The organism is Streptosporangium sp. NPDC000563 (assembly GCF_040299985.1).
In the GTDB taxonomy this organism is placed as follows: domain Bacteria; phylum Actinomycetota; class Actinomycetes; order Streptosporangiales; family Streptosporangiaceae; genus Streptosporangium.
Genome location: NZ_JBEPDA010000003.1, coordinates 458,812 through 484,956 on the forward strand (window position 1 = coordinate 458,812; position 26,145 = coordinate 484,956).

Here is a 26,145-nt window from a genome sequence, read left to right on the forward strand (position 1 = left end):
CTACGCGACCCCCTCGATTTTGGCAGGAACCAACACAGAGCCTCTCATCTACCTGCTTTGGCCATCTCTTTCCACCGGGCGCCTCACCATGTGCCTCACCACATGACCCGTCACGCGACCCGCCGCGTGACCGGCGGGGACACGGACGGTCGGCGGGGCGGCCACCGGCACGGGCGCGGGGACTCCCGGGCACCGGGCGTCAGGGGCGTCCGAGGTCTGGCGGGTGCCGGGAAGGGTGCCGTCCCTGAGGTAGGCGGCGAGACGCCGGTCGACGCAGGCGTTCCCGTTGAGCGCGATCCCGTGGTTGCCGCCGGGCACGGCCAGCAGCCGGGAGCGGGAGAACAGGGCGCGCATCCGCACCGCCCCGGCGTACGGGGTGGCGGCGTCGCGCTGCCCCTGGATCAGCAGGATCGGCGGCAGCTTGGCGTCGTCGTGAATCCGCACCGGAGTCCCGGCCGGCTGGGGCCAGAAGGCGCACGGCGCGTTGTACCAGGCGTTGGGCCAGGTGAGGAAGGGCGCCCTGGTGTGGACCCTGGTCATGTCGGTCCGCCAGTGTGCCCAGTCGCGCGGCCACGCGGCGTCGCGGCACTGCACCGCGAGATAGACCGCGTAGTTGTTCTCGTCCTTGTCGTCGTTCACCGCGTGCTTGCGGTAGGCGTTGACCAGGGGAGTCGCCTCCCCCTTCTTGACGTAGGCGGAGAACGCCCTGGCCAGCTGCGGCCAGATGACGTCCGAATAGCCGCCCAGGGTGTAGACGTCGTCGAGCTCACTCGGGCCGACCACCCCTCCGGCCGGGCGGCCGGCCAGCCGGGTCCGCATGGCGTCCCAGGCGAAGGAGACCGCCTTCTCCGTGGCGCCGAGCCGGTAGACCGGATTGTGGCGGGCGACCCACTTCAGGAAGTCCTCGTGCCTGTCCTGGAAGGCGATGCTCTGGTCGAGGTTCGAGCGATACCAGATGCCGCGCGGATCGACCACGCTGTCCAGGACGAGCCGCCTGAGCCGGTCAGGGAAGAGCGTCGCGTAGACGGCCCCGAGATAGGTCCCGTACGAGTAACCCAGGAAGCTGATCTTCGACTCGCCGAGGGCCGCCCTGATCGCGTCCATGTCCCTGGCGGAGTTCTCGGTGGTCATGTGCGGCAGCATCCAGCTCCAGCGCTCGCCGCACGCCTCGGCGTACCTGCGGGCCCGGCCGATCAGCACGTTCTCGTCGCGCCTGGTGACCGGCACCTGGTCGGGACGCGGCGCCTCGTAGTACTTCTTGGGATCGACGCACTTCAGCGCGGGGTCGCTCGCCCCCACCCCGCGCGGGTCGAACCCGATCACGTCGAACCGGTCGGCCAGGCCGTCGGGAAGCCCGGCCACCACGGTCCTGACCAGGTCGCGGCCGGACGCCCCGGGACCGCCCGGGTTGACCAGCAGCGCGCCGAGACGGTCGTGAACGGCCTTCCCCCTGATCCGGTTCAGGGCGATGCCGATGGTCCGCTGCGGGTTGGCGTAGTCGAGCGGCACCCTCAGGGTGGCGCACTCCATCGGGTTGTCCCCCGCTCCGGTGGACGCCGCCCCGGTCACCGGAACCCCGCCCTCGCAGGAGCCCCAGACCAGCCCCTCCCTCGCCTGTCTCTCCTGGGCCACCGCCCCCTGCGGCACCCCCATCGCCACGGCCAGCATCGCGATGCTCGCGGCGATCCCGACAACCCTCTTCTTCACTGTGTGATCCCCCTACTCGTACGGCAGAGGCGATGGTCTCCCGAGCGCGGCACGGTCATCCGGAACACAGCCGAACACCTGGCAAAGTGTAGTCAGATAATTGCTAACTGTAATGACCGCAGGTGGGATGGGCCGATCGAGGAGCCGTGAACGCCGACAGCGGTCATCGGGGCCCCCGACCGCCCCGGCGACCCGCCCGCGCCGCGGTACGGGTACGGCGAGGACAGCGAGGTGCGGCGCCCGTAGGACCGGCGAGCGCCCGCCTCCGGCCGCGCCCGCAGGCGAGACGGCGCGAGGCTGAACGCCAAAGGAAACCGCCCGCCCCGGCGCGAACGCGATCTCGGGGACGGGCGGAAGGGAACTCCACGGCAGGGCGGCCGTCGGCCCGGTTCTCCGCAGGTGCCGCACCGCTCTCCGCACCTTCGTCAGCGGCCGCGTCCGACGCGAGGAGGGATCACCCCGGGGGCGGACGGGAGCAGGCGCGGGACGCGGGGTCAGCCGCCGACGACGACCTGGGGTCCGGGGGCGTCGTCGTCGAGATCGACCTCCACGCCCATCTCCTCCGCGAGGCGTAGGGCCTCCTCGATCAGGGTCTCGACGATCTGCGACTCGGGGACGGTCTTGATGACCTCGCCCTTGACGAAGATCTGGCCCTTGCCGTTGCCGCTCGCGACGCCGAGGTCGGCCTCGCGTGCCTCGCCGGGACCGTTGACGACGCAGCCCATCACCGCGACGCGCAGCGGCACCTTCAGCCCTTCGAGCCCTGCCTGGACCTGGTCGGCGAGGGTGTAGACGTCGACCTGGGCACGTCCGCAGGAGGGGCAGGAGACGATCTCCAGGCCACGCTCGCGCAGGTTGAGCGACTCCAGGATCTGGTTGCCGACCTTGACCTCCTCGACCGGAGGGGCCGACAGCGACACGCGGATGGTGTCGCCGATGCCCTCGGCGAGCAGGGCGCCGAAGGCGACCGCGGACTTGATCGTGCCCTGGAAGGCCGGACCGGCCTCGGTGACGCCGAGGTGGAGCGGGTAGTCGCACCGGGCGGCGAGCAGGCGATACGCCTGGACCATCACGACCGGGTCGTTGTGCTTGACGGAGATCTTGATGTCACGGAAGCCGTGCTCCTCGAACAGCGAGCACTCCCAGAGCGCCGACTCCACCAGCGCCTCGGGGGTGGCCTTGCCGTACTTCTGGAGCAGGCGGGGGTCGAGCGAGCCGGCGTTGACGCCGATCCTGATCGGCACGCCGCGCTCGGCCGCCGCTCGGGCGATCTCACCGACCTTGTCGTCGAACTTCTTGATGTTGCCGGGGTTGACCCGGACCGCCGCGCAGCCCGCCTCGATCGCGGCGAAGACGTACTTCGGCTGGAAGTGGATGTCGGCGATCACCGGGATCTGCGACTTCCTCGCGATGATCGGCAGCGCGTCGGCGTCGTCCTGGGAGGGGACCGCGACCCGCACGATCTGACAGCCCGAGGCGGTCAGCTCGGCGATCTGCTGGAGCGTCGCGTTGACGTCGGCGGTGACCGTGGTGGTCATCGACTGGACGGAGACCGGCGCGTCCCCGCCCACGGGGACGGAGCCGACCATGATCTGACGGGATACGCGTCGCTCGGCGATCGGCCTGGTCCTGACGGACGGGATTCCGAGAGCAACAGAAGTCATTTTCAGCCCTTGAAGAGTCGACGACACCCATCAGTCTAGGCAGTCCCAGTGAGCTCGCGTGCCCGTATCCTCGCCCAGGAGTCGGCGTCGAGCACCTCGGCGACGGAGGCGGCCTCGGTCACCTCGTGCTCGCAGAGCACCGCCTCCACGGTGTCGACGATGCCGGGGAACGGCAGGCGCCCGGCCATGAAGGCCTCGACACAGACCTCGTTCGCGGCGTTGTAGACGGCGGGGGCGGTGCCGCCGGCCTTGCCGACCTGCCTGGCCAGCGCGACGGCGGGGAAGGCCTCTTCGTCGAGCGGCTCGAACGTCCAGGTGTGCGCCGCGGTCCAGTCGACCGCGGCGGAGGCGTCGGCGACCCGCTCCGGCCAGCCGAGGGCGAGGGCGATGGGCAGGCGCATGTCCGGCGGGCTGGCCTGGGCGATGGTCGAGCCGTCGACGAACTCGACCATCGAGTGGATGACCGACTGCGGGTGGACGACGACCTCGATGCGGTCGAAGCCGATGTCGAAGAGCAGGTGGGCCTCGATGACCTCAAGGCCCTTGTTGACGAGTGTGGCGGAATTCACCGTGATGACCGGCCCCATCGACCAGGTGGGGTGGGCGAGGGCCTGCTCGGGGGTCACGTCCGCGAGGTCCGCGCGCGACCTGCCGCGGAAGGGGCCGCCGCTCGCGGTGACGACCAGGCGGCGCACGGCGGAGGCGTCGGGGCCGGCGGGGCCCGCCGCCCACAGGCACTGGGCCAGCGCGGAGTGCTCGGAGTCGACGGGGATCAGCTGGCCGGGTTTGGCCAGGCGTTTCACCAGCGGCCCGCCGACGATCAGCGACTCCTTGTTGGCGAGCGCGAGCACCCGGCCCGCCTCGAGCGCGGCCAGCGTGGAGGTGAGCCCCAGAGCCCCGGTGATGCCGTTGAGTACGACGTCGGCGGGCCAGGCGGCGGCCTCGGCCACCCCCTCGGGGCCGGCCAGCACCCGCGAGCCCACCCCGTGCGCGGCCAGGGCCTCCCGCAGCCGCGGCAGCGCGGAGGGGTCGGCGACGGCGACCACGTCGGGCCGGAACTCGGCCGCCTGCCTGGCCAGCAGGTCGATCCGGCCACCGTAGGCGGCCAGCGCGGCCACCCGGAACCTGCCGGGGTTGCGGGCGATGACGTCGAGGGACTGGGTCCCGATGGACCCGGTCGAGCCGAGCAGGACGACGGAGCGAACGGTGTCTGGCTGCACCGCCCCATTCTCCCGGCTCGGACCGCGCTGTCGAATCGGTCGCACCGGGGTGAATCCCCCTGTCCGCGATCCAACGCCCGGGGGATCGTCGAATCGGCCGTACCAGGATTGATCAATCCGGATCGGCGTACGCCGGTGTTGATCAGGCAGGATCGCGGCGAAAAACTGTTAGCCGTGGAGCACACGATAAAAGGCAGTATTTAAGTCCGAATTTCGTCATATCAATAGTTGTAAAGCCTGAGAAATGCATACGTACAGCGCACTAGCTTCCCGGAGCAGTGACAGGCCCTCGGGAGGTACATATGCGGCGCACGGCACGACTCATCCCTGTTCTCACCGCCATCGCGGGAAGCACACTGCTCTCCGCGACGGTCGCGCACGGCGCCACCGTGGAGGCCACGACGGATGCCACGACGGGTGCCAGGCTGGACACCCCGGCGGGCGCGGCGGGCAGGAGCGGGGGCGGCGTCACCCCGGCGCGGGCCGTTCCCCAACCGGTCGAGGAGGAGGCGGCCGACACCAAGAAGGAACAGCAGACCGTCCAGCGCTACTGGACCGAGGCGAAGATGGAGGCGGCCAAGCCGCTCGCCGCCCTCGTCCCCGAGAAGGACGGCGCCCGGCTCACCGCGGGGGCGATCGCGGCCCAGACCGCGGCCGACCCCGTCTCCGTCCCCGCGACCGAGCCCGACGGCGACGCCGTCACGGTCACCAAGGGCTCGGCGGCGGCCCGCGCCTCCACCGGCGCGGCGTGGACCCGTCGCGGGGCGATCGTCAAGACCGCGGGCCGGGTCTTCTTCACCTACCAGGGCCGCAACGCCTCGTGCTCGGCGAGCGCGGTGACCAGTGAGAACAAGAGCACCGTGATCACAGCGGGGCACTGCGTGAGGATGGGCGGCGCCTTCCACGGCAACTGGGTCTTCGTGCCCGGCTACCAGAACGGCGACCGGCCTTACGGCACGTGGGTGGCGACCACCCTCTACACCACCCCGCAGTGGAACAACAGCGAGGACATCAACTACGACGTGGCCTCGGCCGTGGTGGCCCCGCTGAACGGCAAATCGCTGACCGACGTGGTCGGCGGCCAGGGCGTCTCCTTCAACCAGGCGCGACGCCGGCAGATGCACTCCTTCGGCTACCCGGCCGCCGCCCCGTACGACGGTTCCAAACTGGTCTACTGCTCCGGGCGCGCGTTCGACGACTTCCTGATGTCCCGCGACATCGGGCTGAACTGCGACATGACCGGCGGGTCGAGCGGCGGGCCCTGGTTCCTCGACTTCAACGAGAGCACCGGCCTCGGCACCCTGAACTCGGTGAACAGCTTCAAGTACGGCTTCGCCGAGGGCTGGATGTTCGGCCCCTACTTCGGGGCCGAGGCGCGGGCCGTCTACGAGGCGGCCCAGACCACCGGCACCCCCTGATATTGACCAAAAGTAATCACAGGAACACCACACGTAGTGCAAACTCGGGTTTCATGACCTCAAGCCTCCCCCTGCTTGCGGCCGCCTCGCTCCTCGCCGGGTCGCTGAGCGCCCCGGCGCCCGGCGCGACGGCCACCTGGCAGGCGGTCACCGAGTTCGGGAAACGGTCCGCGAAGCCCTCCGACCACCCCTCCGCGGAGACGGCGGAGAAGGCCGGGACGACGGAGACGACGGGGAAACCCGCGACGGTCGCGGCGTCCGGCATGCCGGACGTCGTCGAGCACGCGCCCGCTCCCACCGCGTCGGAGCGGGAGCGCCTGCTCGGCTACTGGACCCCCCGCCGGATGGCCTCCGCGACCCCCTTCGACCGGCTCGACAGGGTCACCGGAACGCTCGGGCGGCTCTCCGCCACCGGTCGGGGGGTCGTCCCCCGCCAGAGATCGCGCGGCGCCGTGTCCCGCACCGCCGGCGCCCGGTGGACCTCCGGCGGGGCGGTGGCACGCACCACGGGACGGGTGTTCCTCACCATCAAGGGCAGCGACTTCGTGTGCTCGGCGAGCTCGGTCAGGAGCGCCAACAAGGATCTGGTGGTGACCGCCGGCCACTGCGTCAAGGACGGCACCGGCGCCTGGGCCGACAACTGGACCTTCGTCCCCGGCTACAGCCAGGGCCGCCGCCCGTACGGGCAGTACACCGCGCGCCGCATGTTCGTCGCGGGCCCCTGGTCGCGTGAGGGCGACGACAGCCACGACATCGGCATGGTGGCGGTCGCCACCAGCGGCGGCAGGCACCTCGGCGACGTCGTCGGCGGCCAGGACATCGCCTTCGGCGTTCCCAGGGGGCGCCTCGCGAGCGGTTTCGGCTTTCCCGCCGACGCGCCCTACGACGGCGAGCACCTGGTCTACTGCGCGGGCCCGCTCCGCGACGACCCGAACGGGCAGACCCGCGACCAGGGCATGCGCTGCGACATGACCGCCGGATCCAGCGGGGGTCCCTGGCTGAGCGGCTTCGACGCCTCCACCGGCCGGGGCACGATCGTCTCGGTCAGCAGTTTCAAGTACAGCGACGACCGCCGCACCATGTACGGCCCCTACTTCGGTGACTCGGCCAAGGCCCTCTACGCCACGGCCTCGGCGTCGTGACCTCGGCGTCGTGACCTCGGCGTCGTGACCTCGGCGCGGAGACCGCGCCGAGAGCGTCGCAAGGCCGCTTCGACGGCACCGAGAGCCGGAACCGGCCGCGGAAGACCGGGCCCGTGGCGCCGGGACCGGCCCGTCGAAAGTTCGGGCCGGTGCCCCTGATGAGCCTCGAAAGGGCGGATCGACGGCGCGCGGGTCGGGCCCCGGCCCGTCAGAGGGTGAGGCCGGTGAGGACCATCACCTTCTCGTAGGTGAAGTCCGCGATCGCCGAGCGAAGTCCCTCGCGGCCGACACCCGAGTCCTTGACCCCTCCGTACGGCATCTGGTCGGCGCGGTACGACGGCACGTCACCGATGATCACACCGCCGACCTCCAGCTCCCGGTTGGCGCGAAAGGCGTGGTCGAGGTCGCGGGTGAACACCCCCGCCTGAAGGCCGTACCTGGAGTCGTTGACCGCGGCGAACGCCTCGTCCACACCGGACACCTTCTGCACGACCATCACCGGGCCGAAGACCTCCTCGCGGGAGACCTTGGCGTCGGCCGGCACGTCGGCGAGCACGGTCGGCGCGAACGTGGCGCCGTCGCGGGTGCCGCCGGTCAGCAGGCGGGCGCCCGCGGAGACGGCCTCGCCGACCCACTGCTCCACGCGCTCGGCGGCCTCGGCCGACACGAGGGGACCGACCTGCGTCTTCTCGTCGGCGGGGTCACCGGTGACCAGGGCCTCGACGGCCGGGACGAGCCGGGCCACGAAGTCGTCGTGGACCGACGCCTCGACGATCACCCGCTGTACGGCGATGCAGCTCTGACCGGCCTGGTAGTTGGAGAACAGCGCGATCCGCGAGGCGGCCCAGTCGAGGTCGGCGTCGGCGAGCACGACCGCGGCGGCGTTGCCGCCGAGTTCCAGGGTCACGTGCTTGCGCGGGACCCGGTCGATGATCGCGTACCCCACGGGGGCCGAACCCGTGAAGGAGACGACCGGCAGGCGCGGGTCCTCGACCAGGGCACCGGCGCGGTCGTTGGACACGGGGAGCACGGAGAACATGCCCTCCGGCAGGTCGGTCTCGGCCAGGATCTCGCCCAGGACCAGCGAGGAGACCGGCGTCGCCGGTGCGGGCTTGAGGACGATCGGGGCACCGACGGCGATGGCCGGGGCCACCTTGTGCGCGACCAGGTTGAGCGGGAAGTTGAACGGGCTGATGCCCAGGATCGGGCCGTGCGGGACCCGGGAGACGTAGGCGAGGCGGCCCGCGGAGGCGGCCTCGGTGTCCAGGCGCACGGTCTCGCCGCCGAGACGGCGGGTCTCCTCGGCCGCGAACCTGAAGGTGGAGATCGCCCGGCCGACCTCGCCGCGGGCCCAGAAGATCGGCTTGCCGTTCTCGGCGGTGATCAGGGCGGCGATCTCGTCGGCGCGCTCGGCGAGGCGACGCGAGACGTGCGCGAGGGCCTCGGCCCGTACGTGGATCGGGAGCGCGGCGGCCTGTTTCCGCACGGCCGCCGCGGCGGCCACGGCCTCCTCGACCTGGCCGTCGGTCGGCACGGAGCAGACGGCGACGACGCGACCGTCATGCGGGTTGGTCACGGTGAGCTCGGTCTCGCCCTTGGCGGGGCGTCCGGCGAGCCAGAAGGGGCGCACGTCCATATCCAGACGCTATGTCACCGGCATGGGAGCGGCCTTACTCCACTCCGCACAACAGCCTCGCGACGGCACGCCGTTCCGCATAAAACCGCCCGCCCGTGCCCTGTAACGAAAACAGGGGTAATCGGGGATATTCCTTACAAGGCACCGGTTTGAATGATCTTCACCGTGGCTAAGTCACCGGATGACGATGAGAGCGGAAGGGCGTGGGCGCATGACCTCCTCGGCGCCGCGCGGCCTTCAGGGCGCCTACCTTGTCGGTGAGCGGGCATCTCAGGACGAGCTTCGTGCCAGGTTGCTCGACGTCGCCAGCCAGTTGCTGGTCACCATCGGGCCGGAGAGCCTCTCGATGCGCCGCATCGCCACCGAGGCGGGATGCTCGACGACCGTCGTCTACACCATGTTCGGCAGCAAGGAGGGCCTCGCCGAGGCGCTGTACCTGGAAGGCTTCGAACGCTTCCGGCGCCGTCTGGAGGCCGTGCCCTCGCGCAAGGACGCCCTGGAGCACCTCATCGCGCTGGGTCCCGTCTACCGGGAGGCCGCGCTGGACGAGTCCGGTTACTACGCCCTGATGTTCGAGCGCGCGATCCCCGGCTTCGTGCCGAGCGAGCGGGCCAGGACCCTCGCCCGCGCGGCGCTGAACATCGTCGATCGGGTGATCGCGGACTGCATCTCGGCGGGATACATCGTCCCCACCCAGCCCAGGAAGATCGCCGACGCCGTGTGGGCCGCGGCCCAGGGCGCGATCGGCTTGGAACGTGCCGGGCACCTGCGCGACAGCGCCACCTACGAAACGGTCACCTATGCCGTCATCTCCCGCTATCTGGTCGTCGACCGCGACTGATCCCGCCCTCACCTGGCGACGGCGAGGGCGACCCAGAGTTCGGCGCGGACGGCGGGGTCCTCAAGGTCACGTCCGACCAGTTCCGCCACCCGCCGCATGCGGTAGCGCAGAGTGTGGCGGTGCACCCCGAGCCGCTGCGCCGCCGCGTCCCAGTGACCGTTGCAGTCCAGGTAGACGCGCAGGGACCCGAGCAGATCCGCACGCGAGCCGTACTCCCTGAGCGGGGCGAGCAGCGCGGCGGAGAACGCCTCCGCCACGCCGGGGTCGAGCAGGGAGAGCAGCCCCTGCCCCGCCAGGTCGGCGAAGCGCGCCACCGGCGCGGTGCCGCGCCCGGCCGCGGCGAGCGCCCGGTCGGCCTGCTCCAGTCCCTCGCGCAGGTCGTCGAGACCCACCGGTTCTCCGACCCCGACGGGGCCGTACTCGCCGAGCGTCGCGGCCACGGCGTCGGCCCGCGCGGGCGGGACCAGCAGGACCACCCTGTCGCCGTCGGCCGCCGCGAACTCGGCCCCCGCGGCCTCGAGCACCGCCTCCGGCTCACCGGCGCAGGCGATCGCCACCAGCGGCTCGCCGGCGAGCCGCTCCCCCAGCCGCTCCAACGTCTCGCGCCCGGCCTCCGGCTGCCCGGCCAGCAGCAGCCGCAGCACCGCGGAGCGGACCCGGCGTTCGGCGGCCAGGTGCTCCACGCCGTGCTCGACGGCGAGTGTGAGCAGGGACGCGGCGGCGTTGACCACGGTGTGCGCGACCGGGGTGAAGGACCGGCCGATGCCGACGGCGAGGAATCCCCTCACCCGACGGGCTCCCAGTGGCCGCACGATGACGTGTTCCTCGGGTGAGGAGAGGGCGACGCTCGCGGGAGCGCCCTGACTCGTGATCCTTCTCAGCCGTTCCAGCTCGGGGCCGAGGTCTCCGGCCGCCGCGGCGGCGCCTCTGCCCGCCAGATGTCGTACGGCCCCCGCCTCGTCGAGCAGGATCGCCCAGCCGCCCAGCTCGCGGGCGAGGCGGTCGATCACCGCGCGAGGGCCCTCCGGGCGCAGCGCGGCACGGGTGAGGCGGCCCTGGGCGGCGAAGGCGCTGCTGAGCTCGTCGTACTGCTCGGCGGCGATCAGCTCGCTCACCGCCTTGCCGATGGCGACGAACGGGGTGTCGCGCGGCACCTCGACGAGCGGCAGCCCGGCCCGCGTGGCGGCCTCGACCAGCGCCTCGGGGATCGTCTCGTGCCCGAGTCCGACGCCGAACCCGAGTCCGGCGACGTCTCTGGCGACCAGGCGCTCGACGTAGGGTCCGGCGTTGCGGGCGTCCAGGCGCATGCCCGTGGTCAGAACCAGTTCGCCGCCCTCGAGGAACGGGGTGGGATCTTCCAGCTCGCTGACCGCCACCCAGCGCACCGGCCGGTCGAGCGCCTCCCGCCCGGTGAGGACCACGAGCCCGAGGGCGAGTCGCCGTACGACGGTGTTCAGCGTCGGCGCCATCCCCACCCCCTTTTTTGTACGTTATGTCTATTCTGCTCTTCGCAATTTTGCCATAGTGCATCATCGGCACACCGGCATCGGCGACATAGCTTCACATCATGAGCACCGTCACCGAGGGCGGCCCCTCGCTTCCGCAGGAGCGCCGCCTCGTCACCGAGATTCCCGGCCCGAGGTCCCGCGAACTGCTCGCGCGCAAGCAGGCCGCCGTACCACCGGGCATCGGCACCACGCTGCCCGTCTTCGTGACGCACGCCGGGGGCGGTGTCGTCGTCGACGCCGACGGCAACTCTCTGATCGACTTCGGGTCCGGCATCGCGGTGACCGGTGTCGGCAACTCCGCCCCGCGCGTCGTCGAGCGGGTGAGCAGGCAGGTGGCGGACTTCACCCACACCTGCTTCATGATCACGCCGTACGAGTCGTACGTGCGGGTCGCCGAGAAACTCAACGAGATCACCCCCGGTGACCACGAGAAGCGCACCTTCCTGCTCAACAGCGGCGCCGAGGCGGTGGAGAACGCGGTCAAGGTCGCCCGCCACGCCACCGGCCGCCAGGCGGTCGTCGTCTTCGAGCACGGCTACCACGGCCGGACCCTGCTGACGATGACGCTGACGGCCAAGAACATGCCCTACAAGCACCGCTTCGGCCCGTTCGCGCCCGAGGTCTACCGGGTACCGCTCGCCTACCCGTTCCGCTGGCCCACCGGCCCGGAGAACTGCGCCGAGGAGGCCGCGGCCCAGGCGATCGACCAGATCACCAAGGAGATCGGCGCCGAGAACGTCGCCGCCGTGGTGATCGAGCCGATCGCGGGCGAGGGCGGCTTCATCGAGCCCGCCAAGGGCTTCCTGCCGAGGATCCTGGAGTTCTGCCGCGAGAACGGCATCGTCTTCGTCGCCGACGAGGTGCAGACCGGCTTCTGCCGTACCGGCCACCTGTTCGCCTGCGAGGACGAGGGCATCGTGCCCGACATCATCGTCACCGCGAAGGGCATCGCGGGCGGCCTGCCGCTCGCCGCCGTCACCGGCCGCGCCGAGATCCTCGACAAGGTCCACGTCGGCGGGCTGGGCGGCACCTACGGCGGCAACCCGCTCGCCTGCGAGGCCGCGCTGGGCGTGATGGAGACCATCGAGGCCGACGACCTGATCGGGAAGGCCCGCCGCATCGGCGAGACCATGCTTCCGCGGCTGCGCGCCATGGCGAGGAGAAACCCGATCATCGGCGACGTACGCGGCCGGGGCGCCATGATCGCCATCGAGCTGGTCGTGCCCGGCACCGGCGAGCCCCACCCCACGGCGGCGGGCGAGATCGCGAAAAGGTGTCACGCGGAGGGTCTGCTCGTGCTGACCGCGGGCACCTACGGCAACGTGCTGCGCTTCCTGCCGCCACTGGTCATCCCCGATCACCTCCTGGAGGAGGGGCTCGCGATCCTGGAGAAGGCCGTGAACGAGGCCTGACTGTTTAGAACGCACCAAAAGGGGCACCCGGCTTGATGCCGAGTGTCCCTTTTGCCGCTATACGGCCCGCATGTAGGCCGTGATTTAACCACCGCTTGACATCCGCCACAGCGATCACGGGTCGTGACCGCGTTATAACGGTTCCGATATGAAAGTACGCGATCAAGACAGGAAACGTGCCGACGTCCTCCTCGCGGCCGAGCCACGGGAGAGAACAAGAAGTCACCACGCTGGAGGAATGTGATCGGCTTCCTCCCCACGACCGAAGCCAGGGGATTCCAACCCGCACGGGGTGGGTCTCCCGCTTCACCGCCAGTTGCCCGCCAGGAGAGAAATTCTCCCCTCTGAGGTCCTACCCCGGCTCCACAGGCGTTTTCTCTCGCCGCCGGCCCGGCGGCGAGGGTGGTGCGGGTATGCGCAGGCGGCTCGGCCATCGCCACCGCACGCGCATACCACCAACCCGTACGGCGCCTTGCCGCGTTTCCTTCCCACGCCTCAAGGCGGGGTCTCCGCGCTGAAAGGAACACGATGAACTGGAGGCCGCCCAGCACGGCACACGCCACGATGACCTTCGATCCCGACGGACTGACCCGCACCCAGCGTGAGGGCGACGCCTGCGTGGCCTGCCACAAGAAGTGGCCTCGCCCGCGGACCAGGATCGGCCGCCTCCCCGACGGCACGGCCCTCTTCGCCTGCCCGGAGTGCGCCGACGCGCTGCTGCCGCAGCAGGACGACGCCCGCTCCCGGCCCCGGCGCGTGGCCTTCTTCTGAGCTCTTCTCGACAACCGGTGCGAGTCCGCGGCCCCGCACCGGTTGATCACCGGTACGGCCGCGGCCTCCGTCGGCACTTTGATCACCCTCGCGAAGCCGATGCGGCCGGAATCCCCGGAACGCCTTTACCAAGTAAGCCAAGGAGACGGCGGGGAGGCCCTCAGGCGGACAGGAGCGTCTCGGCGCTCTCGGCGCTCTCGTCGCGCATGCCCCACGGCGAGCCGTAGGCGTTGAGCAACTCCAGGAAGGGCACCGCGTCGAACGCCTCGGGGCCGAGCACGCCACTGCCCGACCAGGCACCGGTGGCCAGCAGCTCCAGGGCGACCACCGGGTGCACGGCCGTCTGCCAGACCACGGCCTGGCAGCCGTACTCCCGCATCGACCACTCGTTGTCGACCACGTGGTAGAGATACACCTCGCGCGGCCGGCCGTCCTTGCCCACACCCTTCACCCAGGTCCCGGCGCAGGTCTTGCCGCGCATCCGGTCGCCGAGGGTGGCCGGGTCGGGCAGGCTGGCCGCGACCACGTCGCGCGGCGAGGCCTCGACTCCCCCCACCTTGATCTTGTCCGCGTTGTCCAGGCCGAGCTTGTGCAGGGTCTTCAGGACCCCGATGAACTCCTCACCCAGGCCGTACTTGAACGTCACCCGCTTGGCGTCGATGTAGCGGGGCACGAGGAGCACCTCCTCGTGCTCGACGTTGACGCACTCGACCGGCCCGATCCCCTCGGGGAAGTCGAACACCTCGGGCTCGCTGAACGGCTCGGTGGTGTGCCAGCCGCCGTTCTCCCAGATCACCGGCGGGTTGAGGCACTCCTCGATCGTCGTCCAGATGGAGAACGTCGGCGCGAAGTCGTAGCCGTCGACCACCAGGTTGGAGCCGTCGCGGATGCCGATCTCCTCGATGCTCCGGAACAGGTGCTCGGCGGCGTAGCGCGCGAACACGTCGGCGAGCCCCGGCTCCACCCCCATCCCCACCAGCGCCAGGCCGCCCTTCCGCCGCCAGGCCTCGGCGAGGGCGAACTGCTCGTCGCCGAGTTTCACCCCGGTCAGCTCGTACGGCCTGCGCGGGTGCGGTCGCGACAACGACATCGCCATGTCGAGGTAGTGCGCCCCGGCGTTGAGCGCCGCCTCGAACAGGGACATGGTGAAGCGGGGATCCACGGCGTTGAAGAGCACGTCGCAGCGATGCTCGGCGAGGGCGGCCTCGACCGCCGCCCGGTCGGAGGCGTCCAGTCCGATGGCACTGAAGCGCGGGTCCGCGATCCTGGCCACGACGGCGGTGGCCCGGTCCTGTTGGGAGTCGGCGACCACGATGTGTTCGAAGAAATCTCGGCGTGCGGCGATCGGCACGACGGCGGAACCGACGCCGCCCGCTCCAACAAGAAGGATTCTCATGGCGACCAGACTACCCACTGACTGGTCAACCAGTCGATATCGAGACCATGATTTTCCCACCGAATCCATCGCCAAACACGATCACGACAACGAAAAGCGCGGCCAAACGCGAGATATGCGGGCATGGCTGGAGACGAGTGTCACGAGGAGGGAAGGACGGGCCCGCGGCCCTTCACGCTCGGACCGGCGGGAAACCGATCACTTCAGGAGCTGCTTCCAGCGCTCCGCCCACTCGGTGTAATCGGTGCATTCCCCACCACGACCCCCGCAATCGCGCGTCGGGCGGGCGGCGAAGACGACATCGCGCAGCCACCGGCTGTCTCGCACGTGGTAGATCTCGCACATCCGGCGGGCGTGACCGCCACACGCCTCCGGATTGGCCGGGGCCAGCCCGGTCCAGGCCGCGGCGGGGCGCTGCGCCGACGCCGAACTCACCCAGTTCAGCCACCGGTAGCCGCAGTTGGGGCTGGCGGGCTTCGCCGCGAGCATCCACGAGTCGACCCACCCGGTCATCGGCACCCCCTCCAGCGCCTTCATCGGCCGGCCCGCGCGCCGGAAGAGGTCCAGGTGGTACGGGAGGGCCTGGGCGATCCGCACCGGTCCCGCCGACAGGGCCCTGACCAGGTCGAGCGAGCCGTCCCAGTAAACCCGGCCGGGACCCTCGCCCTCGGCGAGGAGCCTCAGGGCGGCGTCGAGCTGCGCGGAAGTGAGCTGGAACGGATCCTCGGTCTTCGACCCGGGACGCCTCCCGCCGAGGGCGAGCGCGGCGTCGGCGATGCTCAGCGGGCTGTTCCTGATCGCCGCGGAGGACGTTTCGTAGAGCGCCGACGGCCCTTCGGGCCTGCCCTCCTCGTAGAGGACCCGGTTGACCCCCCACAGGTAGGGGATGCCGTAGACCTTGCCGTCCTCGCGCAGGCCGGGCAGCTCGCGCAGCCGCCTGGGGATCCGCCGGTAGTCGTCGACCAACGCCGTCTCCAGCGGCGCCACCTTCCCCTGCGCCACCAGCAGCCCCGCCAGGTCGGGGGCGGGTGAGACGGCGTCGTAGGCGCCGGTGGCGAACCTGACGGCCATCTCCTCGCTCGTACGGACCCGGTCGAGCTTGACGACGCAGCCGCTCTCCCGCTCGAAGGGCGTGAGCCAGTTGACCTGCGAACTGGTCCCGCCGTACTCGACGTACCCCTGGAAGGTGAGCACCCGCAGCGTGCCCTCGCCCTCGCCGATGGACGGCGAAGGCGTCGGGCTCGGAGTGGCCGCACGGGTCGCGGCGGTGGGCGTCGCGGAGGGGGTGACGGGTGTCGCGGAGGACGAGGGGCCGCGCATCGGCCTCGCCGTGGTCGTGGCCCCCGCCTGGGCGCAGGCGGCGAGCGCGAGCACGCCCACTCCGAGCAGCGCTCCCAGCCGCGCCAGGCGAAGCCTGTCCCTGCCCACGAGGCCCACGAGGTCTCCTCCCGACATCGCCACCGACCTGCCCGGGAGCCTACCGGCCCGCGCCCGTCCCGGGTGTCCGCATGTCGCACCGGGAAAGGGGCGGGAAGAAGACGCGAGGCCCACGCCCCGGCAGGAGGGGCGCGGGCCTCGCGGGTCGGAGGCTACCCGTTGGTCGGGAAGCCGAGGTTGACGCCACCGTGGCTCGGGTCGAGCCATCGGGAGGTGACGACCTTGCCCCGGGTGTAGAAGTGCACGCCCTCGGCCCCGTGGACGTGGGTGTCCCCGAAGAGCGACGCCTTCCAGCCACCGAAGCTGTAGAAGGCCATCGGCACCGGGATCGGCACATTGATGCCGATCATGCCGACCTCCACCTCGTTCTGGAAACGCCGGGCCGCGCCGCCGTCGTTGGTGAAGATCGCGGTGCCGTTGCCGAACTCACCACCGTTGATCAGCTCCAGACCCTCCTCGTACGAGGAGACGCGGACGATCGACAGGACCGGGCCGAAGATCTCCTCCCGGTGGACCCGGGAGCCGGCGGCCACGTGGTCGAGGACCGTGGGGCCGAGCCAGAATCCGGCCGTGTCCTGGGCGGCACCGCCCCCGAGGACGGGGGTCAGGCGGCCGTCCACGACGAGCTTCGCGCCTTCGGAAACACCCAGGTCGAGGTAGGAGACGACCTTGTCGCGGTGGGCCCCGGTGACGAGAGGCCCCATCTGGGAGGACGGGTCGCCGCCGGGACCGACGGTGAGCGCGGAGACCCGAGAGACGATCTTGTCGACCAGCTCGTCCCCGACCGGGTCCACGGCGAGCACGACGGAGATCGCCATGCAGCGCTCCCCCGCCGAGCCGAAACCGGCCGACACCGCCGCGTCGGCGACGAGGTCGAGGTCGGCGTCGGGCAGGACGAGCATGTGGTTCTTGGCGCCGCCGAGCGCCTGGACCCGCTTGCCGTGGGAGGTGCCGGTCTCGTAGACGTACCTCGCGATGGGCGTGGACCCGACGAACGAGACCGCGCGCACGTCCGGGTGCTCCAGCAGCCGGTCCACCGCCACCTTGTCGCCCTGGACGACGTTGAAGACGCCGTCGGGCAGCCCGGCCTCCTTCCACAGCGCGGCCATCAGCAGCGACGCCGAGGGGTCCTTCTCCGACGGCTTGAGGACGAAGGCGTTGCCCGCGGCGATCGCGATCGGGAACATCCACATCGGCACCATCGCCGGGAAGTTGAACGGGGTGATCCCGGCCACGACGCCCAGCGGCTGCCGGATCGAGTAGGAGTCGACCCGGGTGGAGACGCCCTCGGAGAAACCGCCCTTGAGCAGGTGCGGGATGCCACAGGCGAACTCCACGACCTCCAGGCCCCTCGCGACCTCGCCCAGCGCGTCGGAGTGGACCTTGCCGTGCTCCTCGGAGATGAGGCGGGCCAGCTCGTCGCGGTTGGCGTACATCAGCTCCCTGAAGCGGAACAGCACCTGCGAGCGCTTGACCAGCGAGGCGTCCCGCCACGCGGGCCATGCCTCGACGGCGGCGGCCACGGCCGCGTCCACCTCGCCCACGGACGCGAGGTGGACGCGGCCCGCGACCTCCCCTGTCGCGGGGTCGAAGATCTCCGAAGTACGGTCGGAGCCTTCGACGGGGCCTCCGCCGATCCAGTGGGTGACGTTCTTCACGAGACGACCTCGGCGTTGATGGTTTCGAGCGCGCTGACGATGATCCCGAGGCCGTCCGCGGCCTCGTCGAGGGAGAGGGTGAGCGGCGGGGCCATCCGGAGCACGTTGCCCTTCAGGCCGCCCTTGCCCGCGAGCAGGCCGGACTTCCTGGTCTCCTCCATGAACCGGGTGGCGAGGGCCGGCGAGGGTTCGCCGGTCGCCGGGTCGACCAGCTCGACGGCGAACATCAGGCCCTTGCCGCGGACGTCGCCGACGATCGGCAGCCTCGGCGCCGCCGCACGGAGCCCGTCGATGATCAGGGCGCCGGTCCTCGCGGCGTTCGCCTGCAGGTCGTGGTCGAGGACGTAGTCCAGGGTGGCGTTGGCGGCGGCCATGGAGATCGGGTTGCCGCCGAAGGTGGCCAGTCCCACGGCGTGGAGGTTGTCCATCAGGTCGCCGCGGGCGACGACGCCACCGACCGCGAAGCCGTTGCCCAGCCCCTTGGCGAAGGTCATCATGTCGGGCGTGACGCCGTGGTTCTGGATGCCGAAGAAGGCCGAGCCGGTGCGCCCCCAGCCGGTCTGCACCTCGTCGGAGATGAACAGGATGCCCTCGGCGTCGAGGACCTCCTGGTAGGCGGCGAACAGCCCGTCGGGAGGCATGGTGAAACCGCCCACCCCCTGGATCGGCTCGGCGATCAGCGCCGCCACGTCCCCGGCGACGGCGGTGGAGAGCACGTGGCGCAGGTCGTCGACGCACGCCGCGATGTAGTCGGCGTCGGACAGGCCGCGGAACCGGGTGAGATGCCGGTCGGCGCCGTGCAGGAAGTGCACGTTCAGCGGTGACAGCGAGTTGTTCTTCCACGCGCGGTTGCTCGTGACGCTGACCGCTCCGAAGGAACGGCCGTGGTAGCTCTGCCGCATGGCGAACACCTGGTCGGACTTACGCGCGTAGGTCGCCAGCAGCAGGGCGGTCTCGTTCGCCTCGGTGCCGGAGTTGGTGAAGAAGACCTTCGCGTCCGGAATGCCGGAGAGCCTCGCGATCTTCTCGGCCAGCTCCACCTGGCCGCGCAGCAGGTAGACCGTGGAGGTGTGCACCACACCGGTGGCGATCTGCCGCTCGACGGCCTCGCGCACCTCGGGCACGTCGTACCCGATCATGTTGGTCAGGATGCCCGCGAAGAAGTCGAGATAGCTCTTGCCCGACGCGTCGACGACGCGGTTTCCCTTGCCCGAGACGATCTCGATGGGCTCGTCGTAGTAAAGGGCCAGCCAGTTGGGCATTACCGCGCGATGGCGCGCAAGGAGGTCCGACATACATCGAGTATCGCCTCTCAGGGCCATCGCTCATACCTACAATATGTCGGCATATCGCCACCAAACCCTGCACACTGTCAGGCTCGGCCCGTGAGGATCACCCTCACCGGGGCAGCGGGGTCGCGCGGGACACAGAAGGGCACTGAATGGCACAGAAGGCGGTCGTCCGCTTCGCCGGGAAAAGGTCCCTGACGCGGTCGTGCGGCACGGGGAACCCGTGCGGCTCACATCCCACGGCGACCTCGCATCCCGCGGCGGAGCCCGTCCGGCTCGCGTCCCACGCCGGAGCGCGGGCGACCTGAGCCCCGTCCCGGCCCCCGGCGGCTCGCGCCGTCCTCGGCGTGGCGCGAGCCGCACGGGGCCGACGGCCTGGACGACCTCTCAGCTCCCCGACTTCACCAGTCCCTCCTCCGTACCGGCCCCGGACACGGGCGCGGGGCGCAGCACCAGGAACGCCAGCGTGGCGGCGGCGAGGGTGAAGCCGACCCCCACCCAGGAGCCGAACGACATGGCCGAGACGAACGCCTCGCGCGCGGTCTCGATCACTCCCCCGTCCCCCAGTCGCAGCGCCTCACCGATCGACTCGCGCGCGGCGGCCGGGGCGTCGTCGGGCATCGACGCGGTGTAGACCCCGGCCAGCACGCTGCCGAGCACGGCGACGCTCAGCGCCATGCCGACCTGCTGGACGGTGTCGTTGAGCGCCGACCCGACACCGGCGTGCGCGGGCGGTACCGCCCCCATCAGCGTCGCGTAGGCCGCGGGTCCCGCGAGGCCCCCGCCGACCCCCATGAGCATGAGACCGGTGATCAGCAGGCCGTACCCGGTGTCGGCGGTCATGACGGCGAGCACCCCGAACCCGCCGGCCATCACGGCGAGGCCGACGGCTACCAGCATCCGGTTGCTGACCTTCTGCCCCAGCGCGGCGCCGACCCCGTTGAACACCGCGGCGGCCACGGCGTACGGCAGCAGCGCGAGACCGGCGCGCATCGGACTGTAGCCCAGCACGAACTGCAGGTACTGGGTGAGCATCAGCAGCAGCGCTCCCGTGCCGAACGACATCAGCACGATCGAGAACGACGCCCCGCTGAAGTTCCGGTCGCGGAACAGCTCCAGCGGGAGCATCGGGTGCTCCGTTCTGAGCTCCCAGATCACGAACGCCCCCAGCGCCGCCACCGCCAGCCCTGCGGCGACCAGCGACTCCGCCGAGGTCCAGCCCGCGGTCGGCGCGGAGATGACCACGTAGACGAGGGCGCTCATGCCGGTCGTGGACAGCACGACACCGACCGGGTCGAGCCTTCTCGCCGGACCGCGCGACTCGGGCATCAGCAGCGCCGCGGCGATCACGGCGACGATCGCGACCGGCACGTTGAGCAGGAAGATCGATCCCCACCAGTAGTGTTCGAGCAGGAAGCCGCCCAGCGTGGGACCGGCGATCACGCCGACCATCGCCACCGCGCTCCACGCGGCGATCGCCTTGCGGCGCTCCTCGTCGTCGAAGACGGTGATCAGGATCGACAGGGTGCTCGGCATCAGGATGGAGCCGCCGACGCCCATCAGCGCGCGGGCGCCGATCAGGTGCCAGGGCTCGGTGACCAGCACGGCGAGCAGCGAGGCGCCGCCGAACAACACCAGACCGATGATCAGGAAGCGCTTGCGACCGTAGCGGTCCGACAGGCTGCCGGAGGTGAGCAGCAGCCCCGCGAAGACCAGGACATAGGCATCGATGATCCACTGGATGTCGGCCGGGCTCGCCCCCAGATCGACCATGAGGGCGGGGATCGCCAGATTCAGGACGGTGTTGTCCACCACGAGGACAAGCAGGCTCAGACAGAGCACTCCGAGGATCCACCAGCGCCTCGGATCACGTTCGACTCGTACAGCGTTCGATTCCACTCGCACACCGTACGATAAACTCGAACAGCGTGCCACAAGATTTATGCTTGAGGAGTGGAACAGCAATTCAGCTCCGTCTGGACCCGCGAGCGGCGCACCGCGAAGAGTCCCACCCTCAGCCGCACGCAGATCGTGCGCACGGCGATGGAGCTGCTCGACGCCGAAGGGCTGGACGCACTGAGCATGCGCCGCCTGGGCGCCAAGCTCGGCTCGGGGACGACCAGCATCTACTGGCACGTGGCGAACAAGGACGAGTTGCTCGAACTGGTCCTCGACGAGGTCTACGGCGAGTTCGACATCCCGGACGTCCGGGAGACCACCTGGCGCAACGTCGCCTCCTCCTTCGCGTACTCCATCCGCCAGGCGCTCTTCGCACACCCCTGGGTCATCAGCTACATCGGGACCACCCCCGCCATCGGCCCCAACGCGATGCGGATGATGAGCCGGCTCGTCGCCACCTTCGACCACGCCGGGTTCCGCGGCCTCGACCAGGACCACGCCGCCTCGACGCTTCTGGCGTACGTGCTCGGGGTCACCGCGCCCGAAATCTCTTGGCGGGCGATGACCGCCAAGGCGGGCCTCGACTCCAACGAACTGAACGAGGCCCTGCAGCCCGTGGTGGAGAAGGCGGCGGCCGACTACCCCGAGCTGGCCGCCCGCTACGCCGAGTACCGGTGCGTGGACGTCGACTCCGCCAGGGCGCTCAACTTCGAGTTCGGCCTGACCTGCCTCCTCGACGGACTGGAGGCCCGCCTGAACCGCGCCACCCCGCCTCTGGCGCCGCGGAGCCACTCGGCACCCGGCGCGGACATCGAGGAAACCAGGGAGTCGCGCCGGTAGGCACGCAAGAGCGGGTGAGGGGTGGCGATGGAGTAAGGGCCGCCGCGGCACGGGTCTTCGATCCTTGGACCGCCCCCACAGGAGCCGAGCGGTGACCGCGCTCGCGGGGGAAAGCAGGTGGCGGGGAGGGTGGGGCAAACAGGCTGTAAAGCGTGACCCCCTCGCGCTTACATGCTGATCGGATATTCTCGACACGTGCTCCCTACCGTCGCCGACGTCCTCGCCCTGGACACCGTCCGTCGGGGCAATCCACGGGTCGTGGCGGGGGCCGACCGGCTGGACAGCCGGGTGCGCTGGGTGCACGTGGGCGAGGTGACCGACATCGCGCACCTGCTGCGCGGAGGCGAGCTCGTGCTCACCACCGGCATCGCCCTGCCCGACGATCCCCGCAAGCTCGCCGACTACATCGCCGAGCTCGTCGCCGTGGGCGCCTCGGGACTGATCGTGGAACTGGGCCGCAAGTTCATCGGGGAGTTGCCCGGCGCCGTGGTCCGCGCCGCCGAGGAGCACGGCCTGCCTCTGGTCACCCTGGCCAGGGAGACACCGTTCGTGCAGATCACCGAGTCGGTGCACGCCCGGATCATCGACATCCAGCTGGAGGAGCTCCGCGCCTCCGAGCAGCTGCACGAGGTCTTCACCGAGCTGTCGGTCGAGGGCGCCTCTCCGGCCGATGTCCTGGGCCAGGTGACGAGGCTGTCCGGGCGCCCCGCATTGCTGGAGAACCTCGCCCACCAGGTGCTGGCCTGCGAGACCGCCGGCCGCGACACCGGCTCCCTGCTCGCGGGCTGGGAGACCCGCTCCCGCGCGGTCGCGCCCGACCTGCGCACCGCCTACGACGCCGCCTCCGGCTGGCTGGTCACCATGGTCGGCGCACGCGGCCAGGACTGGGGGCGCCTGATCATCCTCTGCGACACGGAGCCAGGGCCGCGCGACATCGTGCTCGCCGAGCGCGCCGCGACCACCCTCGCCCTGGGCCGCCTGCTGGAGCGCCACCAGGAGTCACTGGAACGTCAGGCGCACGGCACGATCATCACCGGAATCCTCACCCACGCGTACGCCGACCCCGAGGAGGCCGCGGCACGCGCCCGCGCGGTCGGTGTGTCGCTCACCGGACGCAAGCTCATCAGCGTGGTGCTCCGCCTGGCCGAGCCCGCGGACAAGCCGCTGGAGGGCCAGGAGCAGCTCATCCAACTCGGCGAGCTGGCGGACGCGGCCGCCGCCGCCTGCCGCGAGGCCCGCCTTCCCGCCCTCGTCGGCGCCCTGGACCAGAATCGGGTCGGCGTCCTGCTCCCCCTTCCGCCGCGCGTCCTCCCCGAGGCCGCGCTGACCACGCTCGCCGATCACCTGCGCGCGGCCTTCACCGTCCCCTTCGTCCTCGCCGCCGGCTCTCTGGTCGAGTCGATCCGCGACGTACGGAGAAGTTTCCTGGAGGCCGAGCAGGTCTCCGACGTGGCCGTCAGACACCCCGACGGCCGCGCCTTCTACCGGCTGCCCGACCTTCGCCTGAGAGGACTGCTCCATCTTCTGCGCGACGACGCCCGGCTGCAGACCTTCGCGGAGCGCGAGCTCGGACCGCTGCTCGCCCACGACGCCCAGCGCGGCGGCGACCTCACCGGGATCCTGCGGGTCTATCTCGACTCGGGTCGCAACAAGGCCGTCGCCGCCCAGAGAGCCCATCTGTCCAGACCCGCCTTCTACGACCGTCTCCGCAGGTTGGAGCGCGTCCTCGACACCGATCTGGACGATGTCGAATCCTGTCTCTCCCTCCACGTCGCCCTCCTGGCCCTGGAGTCCTTCCGGAGAGACAGTCCCCGTTCCTGAAAGGTCCCCATGCCCGAGATCTTCGTTCCCGAGACCGCCGATCTGACCCGGATGGTCGCCGCCGCCGGGGCGTTCTCCGTCCCCACCGACGACGTGCGGCTGTCACCGGAAGAGCTGGAGCCCCACCAGATCCTGGCGGGTTCTCCGCGCGTCTCGTCGATCGAGCTGTGGTCCTCACCGGACGGCAGGCAGAGCCGGGGCATCTGGGAGATCACACCGGGCACGGTCGTCGATGTGGAACGTGACGAGATGTTCGTGGTCCTGTCCGGCCGCGCCACACTGGAAGTCGACGGCGGCGCCACCCTGGAGCTCGTGCCCGGATCGGTCTGCCTGCTCGCCGAGGGTGCCAAGACCGTCTGGATCGTCCACGAGACGCTGCGCAAGGTGTACCACTGCGTGGGCTGACGGAATCAGGTACGCGGGACCTCCAGCGTGAGCAACAACACTTTCTTGGGATGTTTCACCCGTTTGCCTCCCCTTGACCCGTAGATCTCGGCACGATGGTTCACGAAATCGGAGACCAACGGGGAGAGATGCACATGTCGCGACACCTTGTCGCCGGATTGATGACCCTGACACTCACCGCCGTGGCGGTTCCCGCCGAGGCGAAACAGGCGAGTGTCGGGTTTCCCTCCTCCGCGTTCCCGCTGGGTGTGAGCATGGCGCCGGTGAAGCAGCAGCAGAGCGTGGCACCGGGAATTACCCTTTTTAGTGTGAAACACGGCAAATCCACCCAAGGGTGGACAGTTTCCGCTCTTATGCCCAACGGGCATGACGCCGGTTCCCTGGTCACCGCACAGACGGTGGCCCAGGCGATGGAGGACGCCGGATTCGCCCCTGAAATTCTGAGAATCGTGCAGCCCGCCGCCTCGGACGCTCCCGCCGTGGAGCGTTACATGGTGAGGACCGGCCTGTGGTCGTTCGGCCAGCGGGCCAAGGCCGACAAGGTCGTGAAGGAGCTCAAGGCAGCCGGTGTCCGGGCCAAGACCGACTATCTCGGCGACGACGGCACAGACACCACCGGCCCCTGGGACATGCGCGTGCTGATGGTCAACCCGAAGCTGTTCAAGGGATCCTTCAAGACGAGCGTCGGCAAGAGCGTGGCCAAGCGCGAGAGCACCAGCTCGATGTCGAAGCTGGCCGGCGCCATCGCCGGGGTCAACGGCGGCTTCTTCAACATCCACACGGCCAAGGCTCTCCAGGGCGACCCGGTCGGTGTGTCCGTCGTGGGCGGCAGGCTCCTCAGCGAGGCCGTGCCGGGCCGCAGCGGTCTCGTCATCACCCAGGGCCGCAAGGCGCGGATCACCGAACTGAAGACCACGGTCACCGCGATCTCCTCCGACGGAACGAAGGCCGAGATCAACGGCATCAACCGGGCCGCCGGGGCCGAAGAGCTCGTCCTCTACACCGAGGAGTTCGGCGGCAAGACAGCAGCCGACGGCGGCATCGAGGTCGTCGTCAACGCCGCCGACGGCAGGGTCATCAAGGTCCGTCAGGCCGGCGGCATCGTCGCCCGGGGCACCTACCTGCTCCACGGCACCGGCCTGGCGGCCGTCTGGCTCCAGGAGCACGGGCAGGGAACCTGGATGAAGGTGGACGGGAAGGTCATCGACCTGCGCACGCAGCGGGCCATACCGCTCACCCCGGAGACACACATCATGGGCGGCGGGGTCGGGCTGGTCAGGAACGGCCGGGTGCGCATCACCGCGGCGGCCGACGGGCACGCCTCGATCAACATGATGCTCCGGCGTCACCCACGCACGATGGTCGGCGTCGACAAGTCGGGCGGGCTCATCCTGGCCACGGTCGACGGACGCAACCCCGGAGTCAGCGTGGGCGCCTCGATGGTGGAGGCCGCCCAGCTGATGCGGTGGCTGGGAGCCAAGCAGGCCATCAACTTCGACGGCGGCGGCTCCAGTGTGATGGTCGTCAACCACAAGCCCGTGAACCGGCCTTCGGACGGCGCGGAGCGAACCGTGGGTGACGGTCTCTTCATCACCCCCTGACGGGAAACAGCAGTGTGACGGAGAAGCCCCGGTCCTGGAAGGCCGGGGCTTCTCCGTTATTCGGGATCTGTTGAAAAGAAAGGACCCCTGGAAAGCACGAAAGGCCCCCACCAACGGTGAGGGCCCTACGTGAAAGATTGTCCGGCGGTGACCTACTCTCCCACACCGTCCCCGGTGCAGTACCATCGGCGCTGAAGAGCTTAACTTCCGGGTTCGGAATGTAACCGGGTGTTTCCCCTTCGCCATAACCGCCGTAACCCTATGAAACACACAAACACTACCGTTTGTTGTCTCAGAATTGCCTAGTGGACGCGGGCACAATCCCTGGCCTGGCGCTGCTCCGGACCCGGCGAAGGGACAGAGCGCTGCAACAGACCAAGCACAATGCTTTGTGGTCAAGTCCTCGGCCTATTAGTACTGGTCAGCTCCACACATTACTGCGCTTCCACTTCCAGCCTATCAACCCGGTCGTCTACCGGG

Annotated in this window: 19 protein-coding genes and 2 rRNA genes; 9 read left to right on the forward strand and 12 right to left on the reverse strand. The window is 70.2% G+C overall.

What is annotated here, in order from left to right; translation table 11 throughout:
* Positions 1 to 48: 48 nt before the first annotated feature.
* The 3 genes from ABT352_RS12740 to dxr all read right to left on the reverse strand — a co-directional run bounded on the left by ABT352_RS12740 (position 49) and on the right by dxr (position 4,591).
* Positions 49 to 1,707: an alpha/beta hydrolase gene (locus ABT352_RS12740; RefSeq protein ID WP_350944800.1), complete on the reverse strand. Its 1,659-nt coding sequence runs from the start codon at positions 1,705 to 1,707 to the stop codon at positions 49 to 51.
* Positions 1,708 to 2,201: 494 nt separating this feature from the next.
* Positions 2,202 to 3,371 (reverse strand): flavodoxin-dependent (E)-4-hydroxy-3-methylbut-2-enyl-diphosphate synthase, encoded by a 1,170-nt coding sequence (ispG, locus tag ABT352_RS12745; RefSeq protein WP_350944802.1) that lies wholly within the window; start codon positions 3,369 to 3,371, stop codon positions 2,202 to 2,204.
* 35 nt (positions 3,372 to 3,406) lie between these two features.
* The gene (gene dxr, locus ABT352_RS12750) at positions 3,407 to 4,591 is read right to left on the reverse strand and encodes a 1-deoxy-D-xylulose-5-phosphate reductoisomerase (protein ID WP_350944803.1); all 1,185 of its coding nucleotides are present in this window, start codon (positions 4,589 to 4,591) and stop codon (positions 3,407 to 3,409) included.
* Positions 4,592 to 4,893: 302 nt separating this feature from the next.
* Between dxr and ABT352_RS12755 the strand changes: the two genes are divergently transcribed.
* Together ABT352_RS12755 and ABT352_RS12760 are read left to right on the forward strand one after the other, a co-directional pair.
* Positions 4,894 to 6,009: a trypsin-like serine peptidase gene (locus ABT352_RS12755; RefSeq protein WP_350944804.1), complete on the forward strand. Its 1,116-nt coding sequence runs from the start codon at positions 4,894 to 4,896 to the stop codon at positions 6,007 to 6,009.
* Positions 6,010 to 6,062: 53 nt separating this feature from the next.
* Positions 6,063 to 7,151 (forward strand): trypsin-like serine peptidase, encoded by a 1,089-nt coding sequence (locus ABT352_RS12760; protein ID WP_350944805.1) that lies wholly within the window; start codon positions 6,063 to 6,065, stop codon positions 7,149 to 7,151.
* A 208-nt stretch (positions 7,152 to 7,359) separates the two neighbouring features.
* On the opposite strand, the gene ABT352_RS12765 is transcribed toward ABT352_RS12760, so the two are convergent.
* A complete protein-coding gene (locus ABT352_RS12765; protein WP_350944806.1) occupies positions 7,360 to 8,787 on the reverse strand; it encodes an aldehyde dehydrogenase family protein in 1,428 nt (475 codons plus the stop codon).
* 211 nt (positions 8,788 to 8,998) lie between these two features.
* Between ABT352_RS12765 and ABT352_RS12770 the strand changes: the two genes are divergently transcribed.
* Positions 8,999 to 9,628: a TetR/AcrR family transcriptional regulator gene (locus ABT352_RS12770; protein WP_350944807.1), complete on the forward strand. Its 630-nt coding sequence runs from the start codon at positions 8,999 to 9,001 to the stop codon at positions 9,626 to 9,628.
* Between the two features lie 8 nt (positions 9,629 to 9,636).
* On the opposite strand, the gene ABT352_RS12775 is transcribed toward ABT352_RS12770, so the two are convergent.
* Positions 9,637 to 11,097 carry a PucR family transcriptional regulator gene (locus ABT352_RS12775; RefSeq protein WP_350944808.1) on the reverse strand — a complete coding sequence of 487 codons (1,461 nt, stop codon included), beginning with the start codon at positions 11,095 to 11,097 and terminating at the stop codon, positions 9,637 to 9,639.
* 98 nt (positions 11,098 to 11,195) lie between these two features.
* Here ABT352_RS12775 and gabT point away from each other — a divergent pair, with 98 nt between their 5' ends.
* Both gabT and ABT352_RS12785 read left to right on the forward strand, forming a co-directional pair.
* The gene (gabT, locus tag ABT352_RS12780; RefSeq protein ID WP_350944809.1) at positions 11,196 to 12,548 is read left to right on the forward strand and encodes a 4-aminobutyrate--2-oxoglutarate transaminase; all 1,353 of its coding nucleotides are present in this window, start codon (positions 11,196 to 11,198) and stop codon (positions 12,546 to 12,548) included.
* A 528-nt stretch (positions 12,549 to 13,076) separates the two neighbouring features.
* The gene (locus ABT352_RS12785) at positions 13,077 to 13,319 is read left to right on the forward strand and encodes a hypothetical protein (protein WP_350944810.1); all 243 of its coding nucleotides are present in this window, start codon (positions 13,077 to 13,079) and stop codon (positions 13,317 to 13,319) included.
* Positions 13,320 to 13,479: 160 nt separating this feature from the next.
* Here ABT352_RS12785 and ABT352_RS12790 read toward each other — a convergent pair whose 3' ends face one another.
* From ABT352_RS12790 to ABT352_RS12810, 5 genes are all read right to left on the reverse strand, one after another.
* Positions 13,480 to 14,715, reverse strand: a complete 1,236-nt coding sequence (locus tag ABT352_RS12790) for a saccharopine dehydrogenase family protein (protein WP_350944811.1) — start codon at positions 14,713 to 14,715, stop codon at positions 13,480 to 13,482.
* 198 nt (positions 14,716 to 14,913) lie between these two features.
* Positions 14,914 to 16,152: a type 2 periplasmic-binding domain-containing protein gene (locus ABT352_RS12795; protein ID WP_350944813.1), complete on the reverse strand. Its 1,239-nt coding sequence runs from the start codon at positions 16,150 to 16,152 to the stop codon at positions 14,914 to 14,916.
* A 152-nt stretch (positions 16,153 to 16,304) separates the two neighbouring features.
* A complete protein-coding gene (locus ABT352_RS12800) occupies positions 16,305 to 17,810 on the reverse strand; it encodes a CoA-acylating methylmalonate-semialdehyde dehydrogenase (protein WP_350944815.1) in 1,506 nt (501 codons plus the stop codon).
* Positions 17,807 to 19,105: an aspartate aminotransferase family protein gene (locus ABT352_RS12805; RefSeq protein ID WP_350944816.1), complete on the reverse strand. Its 1,299-nt coding sequence runs from the start codon at positions 19,103 to 19,105 to the stop codon at positions 17,807 to 17,809. The genes ABT352_RS12800 and ABT352_RS12805 overlap by 4 nt, the downstream gene beginning before the upstream one ends.
* Positions 19,106 to 19,486: 381 nt before the next feature.
* Entirely contained in the window at positions 19,487 to 20,998 is a 1,512-nt protein-coding gene (locus ABT352_RS12810) for an MFS transporter (RefSeq protein WP_350944817.1), read from the reverse strand.
* Positions 20,999 to 21,052: 54 nt separating this feature from the next.
* On the opposite strand from ABT352_RS12810, the gene ABT352_RS12815 reads away from it, so the two are divergent.
* From ABT352_RS12815 to ABT352_RS12830, 4 genes are all read left to right on the forward strand, one after another.
* Complete coding sequence (locus ABT352_RS12815) at positions 21,053 to 21,838, forward strand: TetR/AcrR family transcriptional regulator (RefSeq protein ID WP_350944819.1); 786 nt, start codon at positions 21,053 to 21,055, stop codon at positions 21,836 to 21,838.
* A 195-nt stretch (positions 21,839 to 22,033) separates the two neighbouring features.
* Entirely contained in the window at positions 22,034 to 23,659 is a 1,626-nt protein-coding gene (locus ABT352_RS12820; protein ID WP_350944821.1) for a PucR family transcriptional regulator, read from the forward strand.
* A gap of 9 nt (positions 23,660 to 23,668) precedes the next feature.
* On the forward strand, positions 23,669 to 24,064 hold the full coding sequence (locus ABT352_RS12825) for a cupin domain-containing protein (protein ID WP_350944822.1): 396 nt from the start codon (positions 23,669 to 23,671) through the stop codon (positions 24,062 to 24,064).
* 353 nt (positions 24,065 to 24,417) lie between these two features.
* A complete protein-coding gene (locus tag ABT352_RS12830) occupies positions 24,418 to 25,665 on the forward strand; it encodes a phosphodiester glycosidase family protein (protein WP_350944823.1) in 1,248 nt (415 codons plus the stop codon).
* Positions 25,666 to 25,804: 139 nt separating this feature from the next.
* Here the strand turns inward: ABT352_RS12830 and rrf are convergent.
* Positions 25,805 to 25,921: ribosomal RNA gene (gene rrf / locus ABT352_RS12835) — 5S ribosomal RNA — on the reverse strand.
* Positions 25,922 to 26,056: 135 nt separating this feature from the next.
* Positions 26,057 to 26,145, reverse strand: a 23S ribosomal RNA gene (locus ABT352_RS12840); the annotation flags it as partial.